At 72.0% G+C, this 16,759-nt stretch carries 17 protein-coding genes; 12 read left to right on the plus strand and 5 right to left on the minus strand.

All coding sequences use genetic code 11. The features are described from left to right. Nucleotides 1–134: 134 nt before the first annotated feature. A complete protein-coding gene (locus tag AB0K00_RS05340) occupies nucleotides 135–776 on the plus strand; it encodes a hypothetical protein (protein ID WP_363515667.1) in 642 nt (213 codons plus the stop codon). 18 nt (nucleotides 777–794) lie between these two features. Here the strand turns inward: AB0K00_RS05340 and AB0K00_RS05345 are convergent, their stop codons facing one another. Both AB0K00_RS05345 and AB0K00_RS05350 read right to left on the minus strand, forming a co-directional pair. After that, the gene (locus AB0K00_RS05345) at nucleotides 795–1,157 is read right to left on the minus strand and encodes a nuclear transport factor 2 family protein (RefSeq protein ID WP_363515670.1); all 363 of its coding nucleotides are present in this window, start codon (nucleotides 1,155–1,157) and stop codon (nucleotides 795–797) included. Nucleotides 1,158–1,257: 100 nt separating this feature from the next. Beyond that, nucleotides 1,258–1,743, minus strand: coding sequence for a GNAT family N-acetyltransferase (locus tag AB0K00_RS05350; RefSeq protein ID WP_363515673.1), 486 nt, complete (start codon nucleotides 1,741–1,743; stop codon nucleotides 1,258–1,260). A 95-nt stretch (nucleotides 1,744–1,838) separates the two neighbouring features. Here AB0K00_RS05350 and AB0K00_RS05355 point away from each other — a divergent pair, with 95 nt between their 5' ends. The 10 genes from AB0K00_RS05355 (at nucleotide 1,839) to AB0K00_RS05400 (ending at nucleotide 12,310) form a co-directional block, all read left to right on the plus strand. After that, nucleotides 1,839–2,456 carry an L-threonylcarbamoyladenylate synthase gene (locus tag AB0K00_RS05355; protein ID WP_363515676.1) on the plus strand — a complete coding sequence of 206 codons (618 nt, stop codon included), beginning with the start codon at nucleotides 1,839–1,841 and terminating at the stop codon, nucleotides 2,454–2,456. 7 nt (nucleotides 2,457–2,463) lie between these two features. Then, on the plus strand, nucleotides 2,464–2,847 hold the full coding sequence (locus AB0K00_RS05360) for a VOC family protein (protein WP_363515679.1): 384 nt from the start codon (nucleotides 2,464–2,466) through the stop codon (nucleotides 2,845–2,847). A 236-nt stretch (nucleotides 2,848–3,083) separates the two neighbouring features. Next, entirely contained in the window at nucleotides 3,084–4,523 is a 1,440-nt protein-coding gene (locus AB0K00_RS05365; RefSeq protein WP_363515682.1) for a family 2B encapsulin nanocompartment shell protein, read from the plus strand. Further along, nucleotides 4,513–5,889, plus strand: a complete 1,377-nt coding sequence (locus AB0K00_RS05370) for a family 2B encapsulin nanocompartment shell protein (protein WP_363515685.1) — start codon at nucleotides 4,513–4,515, stop codon at nucleotides 5,887–5,889. The genes AB0K00_RS05365 and AB0K00_RS05370 overlap by 11 nt, the downstream gene beginning before the upstream one ends. A gap of 4 nt (nucleotides 5,890–5,893) precedes the next feature. Further along, nucleotides 5,894–6,943 (plus strand): family 2 encapsulin nanocompartment cargo protein polyprenyl transferase, encoded by a 1,050-nt coding sequence (locus AB0K00_RS05375; RefSeq protein WP_363515688.1) that lies wholly within the window; start codon nucleotides 5,894–5,896, stop codon nucleotides 6,941–6,943. Between the two features lie 2 nt (nucleotides 6,944–6,945). After that, on the plus strand, nucleotides 6,946–7,884 hold the full coding sequence (locus AB0K00_RS05380) for a 4-hydroxy-3-methylbut-2-enyl diphosphate reductase (RefSeq protein WP_363515691.1): 939 nt from the start codon (nucleotides 6,946–6,948) through the stop codon (nucleotides 7,882–7,884). 50 nt (nucleotides 7,885–7,934) lie between these two features. Continuing rightward, nucleotides 7,935–10,139 carry a germacradienol/geosmin synthase gene (locus AB0K00_RS05385; protein WP_363515694.1) on the plus strand — a complete coding sequence of 735 codons (2,205 nt, stop codon included), beginning with the start codon at nucleotides 7,935–7,937 and terminating at the stop codon, nucleotides 10,137–10,139. 11 nt (nucleotides 10,140–10,150) lie between these two features. Beyond that, nucleotides 10,151–10,822 (plus strand): TMEM175 family protein, encoded by a 672-nt coding sequence (locus AB0K00_RS05390; RefSeq protein ID WP_363515696.1) that lies wholly within the window; start codon nucleotides 10,151–10,153, stop codon nucleotides 10,820–10,822. Nucleotides 10,823–11,055: 233 nt separating this feature from the next. Continuing rightward, entirely contained in the window at nucleotides 11,056–11,595 is a 540-nt protein-coding gene (locus tag AB0K00_RS05395; RefSeq protein ID WP_363515699.1) for an adenine phosphoribosyltransferase, read from the plus strand. A gap of 31 nt (nucleotides 11,596–11,626) precedes the next feature. Further along, nucleotides 11,627–12,310 carry a nucleotidyltransferase domain-containing protein gene (locus AB0K00_RS05400; protein ID WP_363515702.1) on the plus strand — a complete coding sequence of 228 codons (684 nt, stop codon included), beginning with the start codon at nucleotides 11,627–11,629 and terminating at the stop codon, nucleotides 12,308–12,310. Between the two features lie 4 nt (nucleotides 12,311–12,314). Here the strand turns inward: AB0K00_RS05400 and AB0K00_RS05405 are convergent, their stop codons facing one another. Continuing rightward, nucleotides 12,315–13,253 (minus strand): helix-turn-helix domain-containing protein, encoded by a 939-nt coding sequence (locus AB0K00_RS05405; protein WP_363515705.1) that lies wholly within the window; start codon nucleotides 13,251–13,253, stop codon nucleotides 12,315–12,317. A gap of 86 nt (nucleotides 13,254–13,339) precedes the next feature. Between AB0K00_RS05405 and AB0K00_RS05410 the strand changes: the two genes are divergently transcribed. Continuing rightward, complete coding sequence (locus AB0K00_RS05410) at nucleotides 13,340–14,563, plus strand: MFS transporter (protein ID WP_363515708.1); 1,224 nt, start codon at nucleotides 13,340–13,342, stop codon at nucleotides 14,561–14,563. A 3-nt stretch (nucleotides 14,564–14,566) separates the two neighbouring features. On the opposite strand, the gene AB0K00_RS05415 is transcribed toward AB0K00_RS05410, so the two are convergent. Together AB0K00_RS05415 and AB0K00_RS05420 are read right to left on the minus strand one after the other, a co-directional pair. Then, on the minus strand, nucleotides 14,567–15,814 hold the full coding sequence (locus tag AB0K00_RS05415) for an MFS transporter (RefSeq protein WP_363515711.1): 1,248 nt from the start codon (nucleotides 15,812–15,814) through the stop codon (nucleotides 14,567–14,569). Next, nucleotides 15,811–16,614, minus strand: a complete 804-nt coding sequence (locus tag AB0K00_RS05420; RefSeq protein WP_363515714.1) for an ATP-grasp domain-containing protein — start codon at nucleotides 16,612–16,614, stop codon at nucleotides 15,811–15,813. The genes AB0K00_RS05415 and AB0K00_RS05420 overlap by 4 nt, the downstream gene beginning before the upstream one ends. Nucleotides 16,615–16,759 lie beyond the last annotated feature (145 nt).

Consider the following 16,759-nt stretch of genomic DNA (forward strand, 5'->3'; position numbering starts at 1 on the left):
TCACGACAGGCGCGGCGGGGACCGGCGGGACCTCCGTGCCGCCGTCCACTACGGGAAAGGGCTGTCAGGGTCGCCGCATTCGGTCCGTTCGGCGGTCAGCCGGTCGGGTCCGCCTGCTCTACGCTGCCGATCTTGTGACCGTCGTGTCGATGCCGTGCGTCCGCTGCGGCCAGCCCGGCTACGCCTCCGGCGCGGATCTGCTGTGCGCCACCCACGGCGGGATCCCGGACGCCGCCGCGGTCGAGGCGATCGTCGCCGCCGGCGGCCCGTCGCCGCTGTGGCAGGTCCTCACCGCCGGCTTCGCCGCCCTCGGCGCCGTGCAGGCCTGCCTGCAGGCCGTCAACATCTGGGCGCTGCAACGCGCCGACGCGGTCATCGACGACGTGAGCACGCTGCCCCGCACCGAGGTCGCGGACACCTTCCGCGTCGCCTCGGCGGCCGGATCGCTCGCGCGCGACGGGCTCTGGGCCTATCTGCTGCTCTTCGTGCTCTGGTTCCTGATGATCGGCGCGGTCGCCACCCGCCTCGGCTTCGACAGGCACACCGTCCTGCGCCACTGGACGATCCTCGTGTGGCGCGTCGCCCTCGTGCCGACGCTCGTGTTCTCGGTCCTGGCCGGCCACCTCGACCCCACCGACTGGGACGCCGCCCGGGCGGTCAACCAGAACGCGGTCGCCTTCTCCGCCGCCCACATCCTGACCACGGCGCTGCTGGTGGCCTACACGACCATCGTCTGGCGTCGCCTGCGGCCGGCGCCGCTGCCCGAGCTGCTGTGAACCCGGTCGCCGGCGTGATCATGCGGGAGCGGGCTGCCGCATCCACCACTCGGTGAACTCCCGGCACTGCCCCACGATGTCGAGCCGGATCAGCCACAGGTTGCTGAACACCCGGGCCGGATAGGTCGTCACGCCCTGCACGATGCTGAGCTCCGGCCCGACCGTCACCGGATGCCAGGTGAACGTCGCCTCGCCCGGCTTGTCCCGCCGCGCCAGCCACTGCTTCACGATCGTCTCCCGCCCCCGCCACGGGTCCTCGAACGGCGCCGTGTAATACGCCGCGTCCTCCGCGAACAGGTCCCTGATGTCGGCGGGATCGTTGCTGTTCCACGCCCGCACGTAGCCCGAAACCCAGTCGGTCACAGCCTCCAGATCCGTCATGGCACCTTCCTACTCCTCCCACGTTTCCGCTGCGTCGCCGCCGATTGAATACCCAGATGCGCCGTGCGATGCATGGCCGGCGCCGAGGTCAGGGGCAGGATCAGAGGTCGAGCCGGTACCGCTGCTCGAGGCGGCCGGTGCGCGGGTGCGGTGCGGCATCGCCGGACGGGGTCCAGCCGAACCCTTCGTACAGGGTGACCGCCCGGGTGTTGTCGAGGTAGACGTCCAGCTCGCCGCGGGTGTATCCGGCGGCGGCGAGGAGGTCCGGCAGGGCCAGCATCAGCTGCCGGCCGACGCCGGCACCCCAGCTGTCGGGCCGCACCGCCAGGTAGCGGATCCCGGCCGTGGACTCGTCCGCGGACGTGGGCTCGACCGCCGCGAAGCCGGCGACCCGATCATCCGCGTCGAGCGCGACGACCAGCAGCGACCTCGGCGAACGCTCGATCACCAGCTCGATGACCGGACGGGCGAGGCTCAGCGGGGCGACCTCGGTGCCGCCGTCGCGGGCCGCGGTGGCCTCGGCCCAGATCGTGGCGGCCTCGTCGAGGTGTTCCCGCCCGGCCACCCGGATGTGCACCGTCGTCATCGGACGCAGTCTGCCGCCACGGGGCCGGGACGGCGACCGAATTGGGTCGGCCGCGGCCGGGGAGCCGACCCACACGGGGCGCGTACGCTCAGCGGGTGGCCAGGTTCCTCGACGTGCACCCCGACAACCCGCAGCCCCGGCTGCTGCAGCAGCTCGTCACCGTGCTGCGGGACGACGGGCTGATCGCCTACCCGACGGACTCCTGCTACGCGCTGGGGTGCCAGCTGGGCAGCCGGCCCGGCCTGGAGCGGATCCGCGACATCCGCAAGCTCGACGACCGGCACCATTTCACGCTGATGTGCCGCGACTTCGCCCAGCTGGGCCAGTTCGTGCAGATCAGCAACTCGGTGTTCCGTCTCGTGAAGGCGGTGACGCCGGGCAGCTACACGTTCATCCTGCCGGCGAGCCCCGAGGTGCCGCGGCGGCTGCTGCACCCGAAGAAGCGCACCGTGGGCGTGCGGATCCCCGAGCACACGGTCACCCAGGCCATCCTCGCCGAGCTCGGCGAGCCGCTGCTGTCCAGCACCCTGCTGCTGCCGGGCCAGGACGAGCCGATGACGCAGGGCTGGGAGATCAAGGAAGAGCTCGACAACCAGGTCGACGTCGTGATCGACGGCGAGTGCGGCGTCGAGCCCACCACCGTCGTGGACCTGTCCGGCGACGAGCCCGAGATCCTGCGCGTCGGCGCCGGCGACCCCACCCGCTTCGAGTAGCCAGGCGGTGCTGCACCACGTCGAGCTGTGGGTGCCGGACCTGGGACGGGCCACGCGCAGCTGGGGATGGCTGCTCGGCGAGCTCGGCTGGACGCAGTTCCAGGACTGGCCGGCGGGCCGCAGCTGGCGGCTCGGCGGGACGTACATCGTCGTGGAGCAGTCGCCGGCGTTGACGGCGGACCGGCACGAGCGGCGTCGGCCGGGGTTGAACCATCTCGCGTTCCACGTCGCCGGGCGGGACCGGGTCGACGAGATCGTCGATGCGGCGCCCGGGCACGGGTGGTCGCTGCTGTTCGCCGAGCGGCATCCGTACGCCGGCGGGCCCGACCATTACGCGGCATATCTGGAAGACACCGACGGGTTCGAGGCGGAGCTCGTCAACAGCGGGTGAACTGTCGTGGACCCGACAGTTGCTGGTGCCGGGAATGCCGTGCACGCGCCGATCGGCGGCGCTAGGGGTATCGCGCGAAATTGGCCGACCATTTTTGGTTTACCGCCCGATCGGCCAGGTCCGACGGCATACTTGAACCGTTCGCACGGCAATCCCATTCTTTTGCACCGCCGCTGACCCGTGCGGTGGTTCAGCCGTGTCCAACACCTGCCGAATGCGTGATTGGAAGCAATGAAATGACCGTGCTGGAATCCATCGGATCGAATGCGCAAGCCAATGGCGGGGCGGGCGACGGTGAGGAGCAGCGGCGGCTCAGCCTCAGCACCGGCGCGGCCCGGAATCTGGCCACGACGACCAAGTCGGTCCCGCAGATGCAGGAGATCACCTCGCGGTGGCTGCTGAAGATGCTGCCGTGGGTGCAGGCCGGCGGTGGCGCGTACCGGGTCAACCGGCGGCTCAGCTACGCGGTCGGCGACGGCCGGGTCTCGTTCATCTCCACCGGCTCGCAGGTCCAGGTCATCCCGCAGGAGCTGGCCGAGCTGCCGGCGCTGCGCGGGTTCGAGGACGTCACCGCGCTGCGCTCCCTGGCCGACCGGTTCGTGCAGCAGGAGTTCGCGCCCGGCGACGTCATCGTCACCAAGGGGCAGCCGGCGGACCGGGTGTTCCTCATCGCGCACGGCAAGATCAACAAGATCGGCGCGGGCGAGTACGGCGACGAGACCGTCCTCGGGGTCCTCGCCGACGGTGACCACTTCGGCTCCGAGATCCTCACCGGCGGCGCCGCCAACTGGGAGTTCACCGCCAAGGCGCTGACCGGCTGCACCGTCCTCGCCCTGTCGTGGCAGGCGATGCAGCAGCTCAACGGGCAGGCCGACGCGCTGCGCGAGCACATCCGGCGGATGCAGAGCCAGCCGCAGAAGCCGCAGAACAAGCACGGCGAGGCCGCCATCGACATGGCCTCGGGACACCAGGGCGAGCCGGTCCTTCCCGGCACGTACGTCGACTACGAAAGCGAACCGCGGGAGTACGAGCTCAGCGTCGCGCAGACCGTGCTGCGGGTGCACACCCGGGTCGCGGACCTCTACAACAAGCCGATGGACCAGGTCGAGCAGCAGCTGCGGCTGACCATCGAGGCGCTGCGCGAGCGGCAGGAGCACGAACTCGTCAACAACCGCGACTTCGGCCTGCTCCACAACGCCGCCTACGACCAGCGCGTCTACACCCGCACCGGCCCGCCGACCCCGGACGACATGGACGAGCTGCTGTCGCTGGTGTGGAAGGAGCCGACGTTCTTCCTCGCCCACCCGCGGGCCATCGCCGCGTTCGGCCGGGAGTGCAGCCGGCGGGGCGTCTACCCCGGCAACATCGACTTCGGCGGGCACCAGGTCCCGGCGTGGCGCGGCGTGCCGATCTTCCCGAGCAATAAGATCGGGGTGAGCGACACCCGGACCACGTCCATCATGCTGATGCGCGTCGGCGAACAGCAGCAGGGTGTCATCGGGCTGCACCAGACCGGCATTCCCGACGAATACCAGCCCGGCCTCTCCGTGCGTTTCATGGGCATCAGCGAACAGGCCATCATTTCGTATCTGGTGAGTGCCTACTATTCCGCCGCGGTGTTGGTTCCGGACGCGCTCGGCATTCTTGAGAATGTGGAAATCGGCCGTGAGAACTGAAGCGGAGTCCGAGCAGCTGCGCAGTCTCAGTACCCGGGCCGCGAGGACGATCGCGACCACCACGAAATCCGTTCCGCAGATGCAGGGCGTCACGCCGCGCTGGTTGCTGCGGATGCTGCCGTGGGTCGAGGCGGAGGGCGGCACCTACCGGGTCAACCGGCGGCTCACCTACACCGTCGGCGACGGCCGGGTCACGTTCACCAGCACCGGCGCGGACGTGAAGGTGATCCCGCAGGAGCTGCGGGAGCTGCCGGCGCTGCGGGAGTTCCCGGACGACTCGGTGCTGCACCAGCTGGCGGAGCGGTTCGAGCAGCTGGAGCTCGGCCCCGACGAGACAGTGGTGACCGCGGGGCAGCCCGCCGACCGGGTCTACTTGCTCGTGCGGGGCAAGGTCCGGCAGCTCGGCGTCGGCGAGTACGGCGACGAGACCCTCCTGGGCGTGCTCACCGACGGCGACTTCTTCGGCGACGGCGTCTTCGAAGGAACCCTGAACGCCTGGGGCTGCACGGTCCGCACGACGACCCCGACGACGCTGCTCGCGCTGCGCCGCCAGGAGATCGACCGGTTCCGGGACCGGCTCAACCCGTACATCGCGAAAAATGTGGAGAAAACAAGCAGGAAGCAGAACAAGCACGGAGAGGCCGCTATCGAGCTGGCTTCCGGCCACACCGGCGAGCCCGTCCTGCCCGGCACCTACGTCGACTACGAGACCACGCCCCGGGAATACGAGCTCAGCGTCGCCCAGACGATCCTGCGCCTGCACACCCGCGTCGCGGACCTCTACAACCAGCCCATGAACCAGTTCGAGCAGCAGCTGCGGCTCACCGTCGAGGCGCTGCGCGAACGGCAGGAGCACGAGCTGGTCAACAACCGCGAGTTCGGCCTGCTGCACAACGCCGACCCACGGCAGCGGATCTCCACCCGCACCGGCCCGCCGACCCCGGACGACCTCGACGAGCTGCTGTCCCGCCGGCGCAAGTCGCGGCTGCTGCTCGCCCACCCGAAGGCCATCGCCGCGTTCGGCCGGGAATGCAACCGCCGCGGCCTGTACGCCCCGACCGTTGCCGTCGACGGCCGGCAGGTGCAGTCGTGGCGGGGTGTACCGCTGCTGCCCTGCGACAAGATCCCGATCAGCGAGCACGGAACCAGCTCGATCCTGGTCCTGCGCACCGGCGCCGACGAGCAGGGCGTGATCGGGTTGCGCCGCACCGGCATCCCCGACGAGGTCGAACCGGGGCTCAACGTGCGGTTCATGGGCATCGACGAGCACGCCGTGAGCTCGTACCTGGTCAGCACGTACTACTCCGCTGCTGTGCTCGTCCCCGACGCGCTCGGCGTCCTCGAACACGTCGAGATCGGAGGCTGACCGGATGGTCGCCGCTCAGGTCGTCACCAAGCCAAGGTCCTCGGGCGCGGTCCTCGCCGACAGCCGGGACCTCCTCACGCCGGCGCTGCGGACCGCCGTCGACACGCTGCCGACGTCGATGCGGCACATCGCGGGGTACCACTTCGGCTGGTGGGACGAGCACGGCCTGGCCGTGGCCGCGGACCCCGGCAAGGCGCTGCGCCCCGCGCTGGTGCTGCTGGGAGCTTCGGCGGTCGGGGGTACGGCGGCGGACGCGCTCCCTGGTGCCGTCGCCGTTGAACTGGTGCACAACTTCTCGCTCCTGCACGACGACGTCATGGACGGCGACGCGACCCGGCGGCACCGGCCCACGGCGTGGAGCGTGTTCGGCACCAGCGCCGCGATCCTCGCCGGGGACGCGCTGCTCGCGCTGGCGATGGACACCCTCGTGGGCAGCGGGCACCCGGCGGCGACCCGGGCGACCGGCATGCTCGGCGCCGCGGTGCAGCGGCTCCTGGAAGGGCAGAGCGCCGACCTCGACTTCGAGCGCCGCACCGACGTCGGCGTCGAGGAGTGCCTGAGCATGGCGCAGGCGAAGACCGGCGCGCTGCTGGGCTCGGCGTGCGCGATCGGCGCGCTGCTCGGCGGTGGCCGGCCGGCGCAGGTGCTGCGCCTCGCCCAGTTCGGCGAGGACCTCGGCCTGGCGTTCCAGTTCGCCGACGACCTGCTCGGCATCTGGGGCGACCCGGCCACGACCGGCAAGCCGGTCCACTCGGACCTGCGCAGCCGCAAGAAGTCCCTGCCGGTGGTCGCGGCCCTGACCTCCGCCACCCCGGCCGCCCTGGAGCTCGCCACGTTCTACACGGGCGCCGGCGCCGGGGACGCGCTGCCGGAGGCGCAGGTCGCCCGGGCCGCGGTCCTCGTCGAGGCGGCCGGCGCCCGGCTGTGGAGCCAGGCGCAGGCCGACGCGCTGCTGACCCGGGCCCTTGACGCCCTGGCCGCCGCCGACGCCGACCCGCGGGCCGAGGCGGAGCTGGCCGAGCTCGCCCGGTTCGCCACCCGACGGGACCGGTAGCGGTGACGGTGGTCGAACGCACCGTCCTGCTCGCCGCGCCGAGGTCGTTCTGCGCGGGGGTCGAGCGGGCGATCGAGGTCGTGGAGCGGATGCTCGCCACCGCCGGCCGGCCGGTGTACGTGCGCAAACAGATCGTCCACAACCGGCACGTGGTCGCCGACCTGGAGGCCCGGGGCGCGGTGTTCGTCGAGGAGCTCGACGAGGTGCCCGACGGCGCGACCGTCGTGTTCTCCGCGCACGGCGTCGCGCCGCAGGTCCGGGCCGACGCCGCGGCACGGGACCTGCGGGTCGTCGACGCGACCTGCCCCCTGGTCACGAAGGTGCACGCCGAGGCGCGTCGGTTCGCCGGCCGCGGCGACACCGTCGTGCTCGTCGGGCACGCCGGGCACGAGGAGGTCGACGGGACGCTCGGCGAGGCACCGGACCGCACGGTGCTGGTCGAGTCCGCCGCCGGTGTCGCGGCGCTGCGGGTCGAGGACCCGGCTCGGGTGTCGTACCTGACGCAGACGACCCTGGCCGTCGACGAGGTCGCCGAGGTCGTCGACGCGCTGCGGGAACGGTTCCCGGCGCTGCGGGGACCCGGCTCCGACGACATCTGCTACGCCACCACCAACCGGCAGGAGGCGGTCGCCGCGGTCGCCCGCGACGCGGACCTGGTCCTCGTCGTCGGGTCCGCGAACTCGTCCAACTCGGTCCGGCTGGTCGAGGTCGCCCGCCGGCTCGGCACGCCCGCGCACCTCATCGACGACGCGTCGGAGATCGACCCGGCGTGGCTGGCCGGCGCGCGGGTGATCGGCCTGTCCGCGGGGGCGTCGGCGCCGCCGCGCCTGGTCGAGGAGGTCATCGCCGCGCTGCGCGACCTCGGCCCGCTGACCGTGCGGGAGCGCCAAGTCGCCGCGGAGCACCAGCAGTTCTCGCTGCCGTCCACGGTCAGGTCATGAACCACCATGCCGGCGCTGATGCTGTCCGCCGTCCACGAGCTGGAGGTCCTGTGACTCCCTTTACGCTTCCCGACTTCTACCAGCCATACCCAGCCCGCCTGAACCCGAACCTGGAGGGCGCCCGCACGCACACCAGGGCGTGGGCCCGCGAGATGGGCATGCTGGAGGGCTCCGGCATCTGGGACGAGCGCGACCTGGACGACCACGACTACGCGCTGCTGTGCGCCTACACACACCCGGAGGCGCCGGCGGCTGCGCTCGACCTGGTCACCGACTGGTACGTGTGGGTGTTCTTCTTCGACGACCACTTCCTCGACGTGTTCAAGCGCACCCAGGACATGGACGGCGCTTCCCGCTACCTGGAACGGCTGCGCATGTTCATGCCGTTGCACGGCACGATCACCGAGGAGCCCACGAACCCGGTCGAGCGCGGGCTGGCCGAACTGTGGCAGCGCACGGTGCCGGCGATGTCCGCCGACTGGCGGGCCCGCTTCGTGCACAGCACCCGCAACCTCCTCGACGAGTCGCTGTGGGAGCTGGCGAACATCAACGCCGGCCGCGTCTCCAACCCCATCGAGTACATCGAGATGCGCCGCAAGGTCGGCGGCGCGCCCTGGTCGGCGAACCTCGTCGAATACGCCACCGCCGCGGAGATCCCGGCCCGCGTCGCGCACAGCCGGCCGCTGCGCGTGCTCAAGGACACCTTCGCCGACGGCGTCCACCTGCGCAACGACCTGTTCTCCTACGAACGGGAGACCCAGCGGGAGGGTGAGCTCGCCAACTGCGTCCTGGTCCTGGAACACTTCCTCGGCTACGGCCCGCAGGAGGCCGCCGACGCCGTCAACGAGATCCTGACCTCACGCCTGCAGCAGTTCGAGCACACGGTACTGACGGAGCTCGAACCGTTGTTCGCCGAACACGCGCTCGACCCGGTGGAACGGCTGCGCGTGCTCAAGTACGCCGCCGGGCTGCAGGACTGGCAGGCCGGCGGGCACGAGTGGCACCTGCGTTCCAGCCGGTACATGAACACCGCCGTGCGGCCCACGGGCCAGTTCACGCTCGGCGGCCCGATGGGGATCGGCACGTCGGCGGCGCGGCTCGGGTCCCTTGTCGGTGTGTCCAGGACGAAGCGCTACGACCTGAGCCCCTTCCGGAAGGTCGGCCCGCTGCCGATCCCCGAGCTGTACCTGCCGTTCCGGTCGCGGCAGAACCCGCACCTGGAGCGGGCCCGCCGCAGCGTCGTGGACTGGTCCCGCGACATGGGGTTCTTCGACGCCGTGCCCCGCCCCGCGGCCCCCGCCGTCAAGGCGCCGTCGGTGTGGACGGAGCGGATGCTCACCGGCTACGACTTCGCGGTCTGCGCCGGCGCCCTCAACCCCGACGGGTCCGCCGAGGAACTCGACCTCGGCACCCACTGGCTGAGCTGGGGCACCTACGGCGACGACTGGTTCCCGCAGGTGTACGGCCCGACCGGCGACCTGAACGGCGCCCGCGCCATGGTCGCCCGGCTCAAGTCCTTCATGCCCCTCGACCTGTCCACTGTGGACCTGCCGGTGAACCCCCTCGAAAAGGGCCTCGCGGACCTGTGGCCGCGCACGGCGGCACCGATGGGCGACGCGCATCGCGCGCAGTTCCGCGCCGCCGTCGACGTCATGCTCGACAGCTGGGTGTGGGAGCTGCGCAACCAGCACGAACGGCGCATCCCCGACCCCGTCGACTACATCGAGATGCGCCGCCGCACGTTCGGCTCCGACCTGACCATGAGCCTGTCCCGGTTCAGGAACGGCCGCCAGGTCCCGCCCGAGGTGTACGAGACCCGCCCGCTGCAGCACCTGGAGGCGGCCGCCAGCGACTACGCGTGCTTCGTCAACGACCTGTACTCGTACCAGAAGGAGATCGAGTTCGAGGGCGAGCTGCACAACATCGTCCTGGTCGTGGAGAACTTCCTCGACGTGTCCCGCGCGCAGGCGGCCGAGATCGTCCGGGACCTGATGACGTCGCGCATGCGGCAGTTCGAACGCATCGTCGCGGTCGACCTGCCGGCCCTGTACGAGCACCTGCGCCTGCCCGCGACGGCCCGCGACGGCATCGACGCCTACGTGGTGCAGCTGCAGGACTGGATGTCGGGCATCGTGCGCTGGCACGAGGACACCGACCGCTACGACGAGGCCACCCTGCGCCGCGCGGAGGCTCCGCCGCCGGCGGCCACGATCAGGATCCCCACGGCCCCGAAGGGTTTCGTCCGCACCCAGTAGTGTGTGGCGCCATGACTGATCAGGACACGGTGACGGTCGCGAAGGCGGTGGCGGCGGAGCGGCTCACGTTCTTCTCCGACGCCGTCATCGCGATCGCCATCACGCTGCTCGCGTTGGAACTGCCCGTGCCGGAGGGCGCGACCAACCACGAGCTGCTGCACAGCGTGGCCGAGGACCGCGGCGAATACCTGGCCTTCCTGATCAGCTTCATCGTGATCGGCGCGCACTGGTCCGGCCACCACCGCGTCTTCCGGTACGTGGAGACGATGGGCGGCAAGCTGAGCATCCTGACCCTGCTGTGGCTGCTCATGCAGGTCATCACCCCGTTCGCGACGAAGGTCCTCAACGGCGACGGCGCCTTCCAGGCCCGGTTCACCTTCTACGCGGCCGTCCAGGTGACAGCGGCGCTGCTGTTCATGGCGATGGTCCTCACCATCCGCCGGCACGGCCTGTTCCGCGAGGGCACCCCGGCGGGTGCGACCACCGGCGCGCTGATCGCGTCCGGTGCCCTCGCCACGGCGTTCCTGGTGTCGATCCCGGCGTCGTTCGTGACCCACTACGCGTACGCCTGGTGGGTCCTCGTCCCAGTCCTCTCCGGCGTCGCCCGCCGCGTCTACACGCGCCGCGCCGGCCGCCGTGCCGCCGCCGCCGACGCCGACGCGTCAGCCGTGGTCGGCGGTTGAGGTGAAGTAGACGAGCTGCGCGCCGACGTTGAGCAGGAACGCGGCGTCGCCCGCCGCGCCGAACGCGGCGTCCAGCGCGGGGTCCCGTTCCCAATCATGGTCCCCGCGGGCCTGTGGCAGCAGCGGCGCGAGCAGGTCCTCCCGCGGTGCGCGAAGCCGCTCAGGCCGCGAAGGCTGCGATTGCCCGGTGAGCCGGGCGCGGCGTCCAGCCCCTGGCTGTTAGCGTCTGCGGCGTGGTCGATCTCGCGGGGCGGCTGAAGGTCGGGTTCCACTGGCGGGGTGGGCCGGACGTGGCCTACGCGGACGTGACCGAGTGGTGGCGGGACCCGGTGGTGCTGCGGGACCTGCCGGCGGCGCTCGCCGCCCTCGTCCCGGGCGCGCCGACGCTGGTCGCGGGGCCGGTGTCGCGGGGCAGCCTCGTCGGTGCCCTGGTCGCGGCGCAGCTGGGCGTCGGGTTCGTCGAGGTGCGCAAGAACGACCGGATCGCGTTCGGCTCGGATCCGGCGTTCATCCGCAGAGCCCTGCCCGGTTCGTACCATGGCGGCGGCGCCCTCATGAGTTTCCGTCGTGGGCTCGTCCGGCCCGGCGACCGGGTGGTGTGCGTCGACGACTGGATCGAGAGCGGTGCCCAGGCCGGCGCGGCCCGCGAGATGGTCCTGGAGCTCGGCGCGCAGTTCCTCGGCACCGTGTGCGTGGTGGACGACATGGACGACGGCGACCCACTGCGGGAGGTGCTGGGTGTCCGGGCCCTGCTGCGGGCGGACGAGTTGTAAAACCCGATGACAGGTCGGCGACACTGGGATCATGACGCCGGACAACGTGCTGCTCGCCGGGATCGTCGGTTCGACCGCCTACGGGCTCGCCGGCCCCGGTTCCGACATCGACCGCCTCGGCGTGTTCGCGGCACCGACGGTCGCGTTCCACGGCCTGCGGCAGCCGACCGAGTCGGTGGTGTCCACGCACCCGGACGTGACGTTCCACGAGGCGCGCAAGTACTGCGGGCTCGCGCTCGGCGGCAACCCGACGGTGTCGGAGCTCATGTGGCTGCCCGCGGAGCTGTACGAGGCACGCACCCCGCTCGGCGACGAGCTGATCGCGATCCGCTCGTCGTTCCTGTCGGCGAAGCGCATCCGCGACGCGTATCTCGGCTACGCCACGCAGCAGTTCCGCAAGCTGGAGTCGCGTGGCGACGGCTCGTTCTCCTCCGAGACCCGCCACCGCACCGCGAAGCACGCCCGGCACCTGCTGCGGCTGTGCTGGCAGGGGTACACCGCGTACACCACCGGCGTGATCCGGATCCGGCTCGACGACCCGCAGCGTTTCCTCGACTTCGGTGAGCAGGTCGCCGGCGGCGACATCGAGGCCGCGCGCCGGATGCTGGTGGAGTACGAGGAGGCGTTCGACGCCACCGCCGGTGTGCTGCCGGCCGAGCCGGACGAGCGGGTCGCGGAGGACTGGCTGCTGCGGGTCCGCGCCGCTTTTTTCTAGCGTTTCAGCGGAACGAGCGGCGGTAGGCGGCCGGGGTCGTGTCGACGGCGCTGCGGAAGCGGCGGCGCAGGTTGACCGCGGAGGACAGCCCGACGCGTTCGGCGATCGTCTCGACCGGCAGGTCCGTCTCCTCCAGCAGCGCCCGGGTGCTCGCGATGCGGCGGTCCAGCAGCCATCGACCGGGTGAGATGCCGAGCTGTTCGTGGAAGTGGCGGTTGAGGGTACGCGGTGACATCCCCGACCTGGTCGCCAGGTCCGCCAGGGTGAGTGGCCGGCTGAGGTTCGCGGCGATCCAGTCCAGCAGCGGGGCGAGCGAGTCGGGCACGGGACCCGCGGTCGGCAGCGCCGGATACTGCCGCTGGCAGCCCTCCCGGTGCGGTGCCGCCGCCAGCTGCCGGCCGATCCGCATGGCGAGGGCCGCGCCGTGCTCCCGCCGGACCTGGTTGAGGCACAGGTCGATCGTGGTGGCCGTGGCGCCGGCGGTCGCCACGTCGCCGTGGTCGACGTAGAGGACGGTCGCGTCGGCGCGGACCTTCGGGTAGTGCCGGCTCAGCTCACCGGTGGCCTCCCAGTGCGCGGCGGCGGTGCGCCCGTCCAGCAGGCCCAGCCGGGCCGGGACGTGGATGCCGGAGCAGACCGCGACGATCCGGGCGCCGCGGGCGTGCGCGGCCAGGATCGCGTCGCCGAGCTCGGCGGACAGGTCCGGGCCGGGGCACCAGCCGGCGACGAGGATCGTGTCGGCGTCGGCGAGGGCCCCGAGGCCGTCGGAGACGATGATGTCGACGCCCATCGTGGTGCGGATCGGGCCGGGCCGCTCGGCGCAGAGCCGGAAGTCGTAGTGCCGCGGGATGTCGGGCCCGTGGTCGCCGAAGACGGCTGAGGCGCAGGTCACCGGATACATCTCCTGGACCGGGCCGAGCAGGGCGACGACTCGGTTGGGCATGGCAGGAATGTACCCAAGGATGTCGCCTGCGGCGCCTGTGCGTGGCCATCGCCACCTCCAGAATCATTGATCATGGAGTGCAACCGATGACCGCGGTCATCGTCAGCGAGCCGGTCGGCGACGTCACGCCACGGCTCTGGACCAGGGATTTCTCGTTCTACTTCGCGGCCCGGGTGGTGTCGCTGCTGGGCGACGCCATGATGCCGGTCGCCGCGGCCCTCGCCGTCGGGGCGATCTACGGCGTGTCCGGCGTGGGGTACGTTCTTGCCGTCTGGACCGCACCGTTCGTGCTGTTCATCGTGTTCGGTGGCGTTTTCTCCGACCGGGTCGGCGCGCGGGCCATGATGATCGGCGCCGACGTGGTGCGGACCGTCACGCAGGGTGCGGTCGCCGTCGCCTTCTTCGCCGGGACCCCGCCGCTGTGGCTGCTGCTGGTGGCCTCCGCCGTCGCTGGCGGCGCGGCCGCGATGTTCCAGCCGGGCGTCAACGGCATGGTCCCGCTCGTCGCGAAGGACCCGCAGCGCGCCAACGGCACCCTCAAGATCGCCGACGCGGCGACGCAGCTCGGCGGCCCCGTCCTGGCGGGCGTGCTGATGTCGCTGACCGGCGCGGGCGCGGTGTACGCGTTCGACGCCGGCACCTTCCTCCTCAGCGGCCTGTGCCTGACCCTGATCGCGCGGACGCCCGTGGTGGCCGCGAGCAGCGGCGTCCTGGCGGACCTGCGGCGCGGCTGGACCGAGTTCCGGTCCCGCAGCTGGATGTGGTCGGTGATCGTGGTGTGGGTGTTCTTCGGCCTGTTCGTCTTCGGCCCGTACATCCCGCTCGGCTCCCGCCTGATCGGCGAGCGGCTCGGCGACGCCGCCTACGGCTGGACGATGGCTGGCCTCGGCTGCGGTACCGTCCTCGGCGGCCTGGTCGCGATCCGCTTCCGCCCGGCGCGTCCCCTCGCCGCGGGCGGGATCGTCCTGATCGGGTTCGCCGCCATCCCGCTGTCCGTGGCCCTGGAGCCGCCGCTCGGCGTCCTGATCGCGGGGCACGTGCTCGGCGGGTTCTCGTGGGCGTTCTGGTCGGTGATGTGGTCCACCAGCGTGCAGACGCTCGTGCCGCCGGAGGTGCTCAACCGGGTCACCGCATACGAGGTGGCCGGCTCGGTCTCCGGCGTCGCGATCGGTCAGGCCCTCGTCGGCCCGGTCGCCTCCGTGGTCGCGCCGCGGGACCTGCTGCTGCTGTCCACCGCGGTCACCGTCGGGGTGTGCGCGGCGGTGCTGCTCATCCGCCCGGTCCGCCGGCTGCGCCGGGCGTCGCTGTGAGGGCTACGACGGGGCGCCGCTCATCGCAGGTGCCGGGACCGGGGGTGGTGTGGCGTGCATCCGGCGGTCGATCACCAGTACCAGCCCGGCGGCGAGGACCGCCGCGGCGGCGAGGACCAGCCAGAACGGGACGGACGTGCTGAGCAGGTAGACGGCGACCGGCGGGCCAGTGGTGTTGCCCACCTGGAAGGTCGCCCAGGCGGCGCCGGTGGAGCGGCCCAGCGTCCCGGGCGGCGCCAGCTGCTCCACGAGCGTGTAGAAGGCGGGGCTGTAGGCGCACTCGCCGAGCGCGAAGGTGACCATCATGGCGACCAGCAGCGCCACCTGGGCGTCGCCGGCGACGGTGCCGGCGGCGTGGCCCAGCAGCCAGGCTCCCGCCCACGTCATGCTCATGGTGATCAGGGCGCGGGTCTTGTGCACGCGCTCCACCCAGCGGGAGACCAGCAGCTGCCCGGCCAGCACGACGAAGGTGGCGACGGCGTAGAGGCCGCCGACGAGTGCGGTGGAGCCGGCGAAGTCGGTGCGGACCGCGAGGGGTACGCCGCTGTCCTGCTGCGCCATGCCGAACGTGACGAGCAGCAGCTGCGCGACCAGCAGCAGCGCGTAGCTGAGGCCCGGCCGGAACGGGACCCGGGCCGCCCGCCGCCGTCCGGGCGCGGCGTCGCCGGCCGGCAGCGGGACGAGCGCGGCGATCACCGCGGCGTACAGCGCGCAGCTCACGGCGTCGGCCGCGAACAGCCACCGGTAGGTGCTGTCGGTCGCCGCGCCGAGCACCAGGCCGCCGAGCCCGCCGCCGACCCCCAGCCCCACGTTGAGCAGCAGGTACCGCAGCGACATGGTGCGGACCTTGACCTCGTCGTTGCGGCTGAGCCGGGCGATGACCGGGATCACAGCGGGCAGGAACAGTCCCGTGCCGACGCCGATCACGAGCAGCGCCGCCAGCTCGGCCGCGTACCCCCGCCCCGCAGCCAGCACCAGCCACCCCGCGGTCTGCACCACCAGGGCGCCGGCGGCGACCACGCGGGGGGAGTGGCGGTCGGCGAGCGCGCCGCCGTAGACCGACATCGGCACCGCGGCGCCCGCCAGCACGAGCAGCAGCACCGCCGTCTCACCGGCCGGCAGTCCCCGGACCTGATGCAGGTAGATGGCCAGGAACGGGTAGCACAGGCCGGTGCCGATCGCCGACACGCCGTATCCGGCCACGAACCACCACGCGGGGCGGGTCAGCCGGCGGTCCGGCCGGCCGGTCACGCGCCCAGGGCCGGTGCCGGTTGCCAGCGCCAGCGTGGGGCGCAGTCGGGGTCGTTGGCGGCGAGCACGGCGCGCAGCACCCCGTCGGGGTCGCAGCTGTACAGCCCGGAGCTCCACACGTTGTTGACCTCGAGCACGGCGAAGTCGCCGGACTCGGTGCGGCCGACGTCGATGACGGCGGTCGGCGGGACGTCCTCGGCGGGCAGGTCGGCGAGCATCAGCGCGACGAACGTGGCGGCCTCGTCGTGCCAGGACGCGCGGTGGTGGCGCAGTGTCGGGCTCCACTCCTCGCCCTCCACCACATACGGCGACCACGCGACCGGCTCCCGGCCGATGGTGAAGACCCGGTACTCCGAGGCGAGGTCCAGCCAGTGATCCATGATGATCAGCGTGCTGTCGGCAGGCAGCCGGGCGGTGCGCAGCCGGTTGCGCAGGTCGTCTGCGTTGCGCACCCAGGCGGCGGAGAACGCCGGGTGCTTCTCGTCGGCGAGCTTCGCCACCGCGGGGCGGGAGCCGACGAGATCCGGGGCCTCGCCGACGCTGACGAGGCGGATGTCGCGGCCGGTGACGTCGCGGGGGAGCCCGGCGAACCAGCTGGGGCTGGCGCCGTGCAGGCTGATGTCGACGCCGCCGGCGATGAGGGTGGTCAGGTAGCCGCCGGCCGCGCGCCAGGCGACGCCGTCGGCCGAGCGCAGCCCGGTCACCTCGGCCGGGTCACCCGGGAGCTGGGCGACGGGCAGGTCGATGCGGCGGGCGGCATGCGTCAGGGCGGCACTCGCCTCGGGCGAGCGCACACGCATGGCCAACATCCGGAACTGCCGCACCCGTACATCCTGCCAGCGAGGCCCATCAGTGTCGCTGCCGGTGGCTGGTCACGGCCCAGAACGGCATAACCGCAGTACGCGGCGCCATCACTGTGACACGTAGGGGGACATCGGGGCCGAT

The sequence above is a fragment of the Dactylosporangium sp. NPDC049525 genome (assembly GCF_040676755.1).
GTDB lineage: Bacteria > Actinomycetota > Actinomycetes > Mycobacteriales > Micromonosporaceae > Dactylosporangium.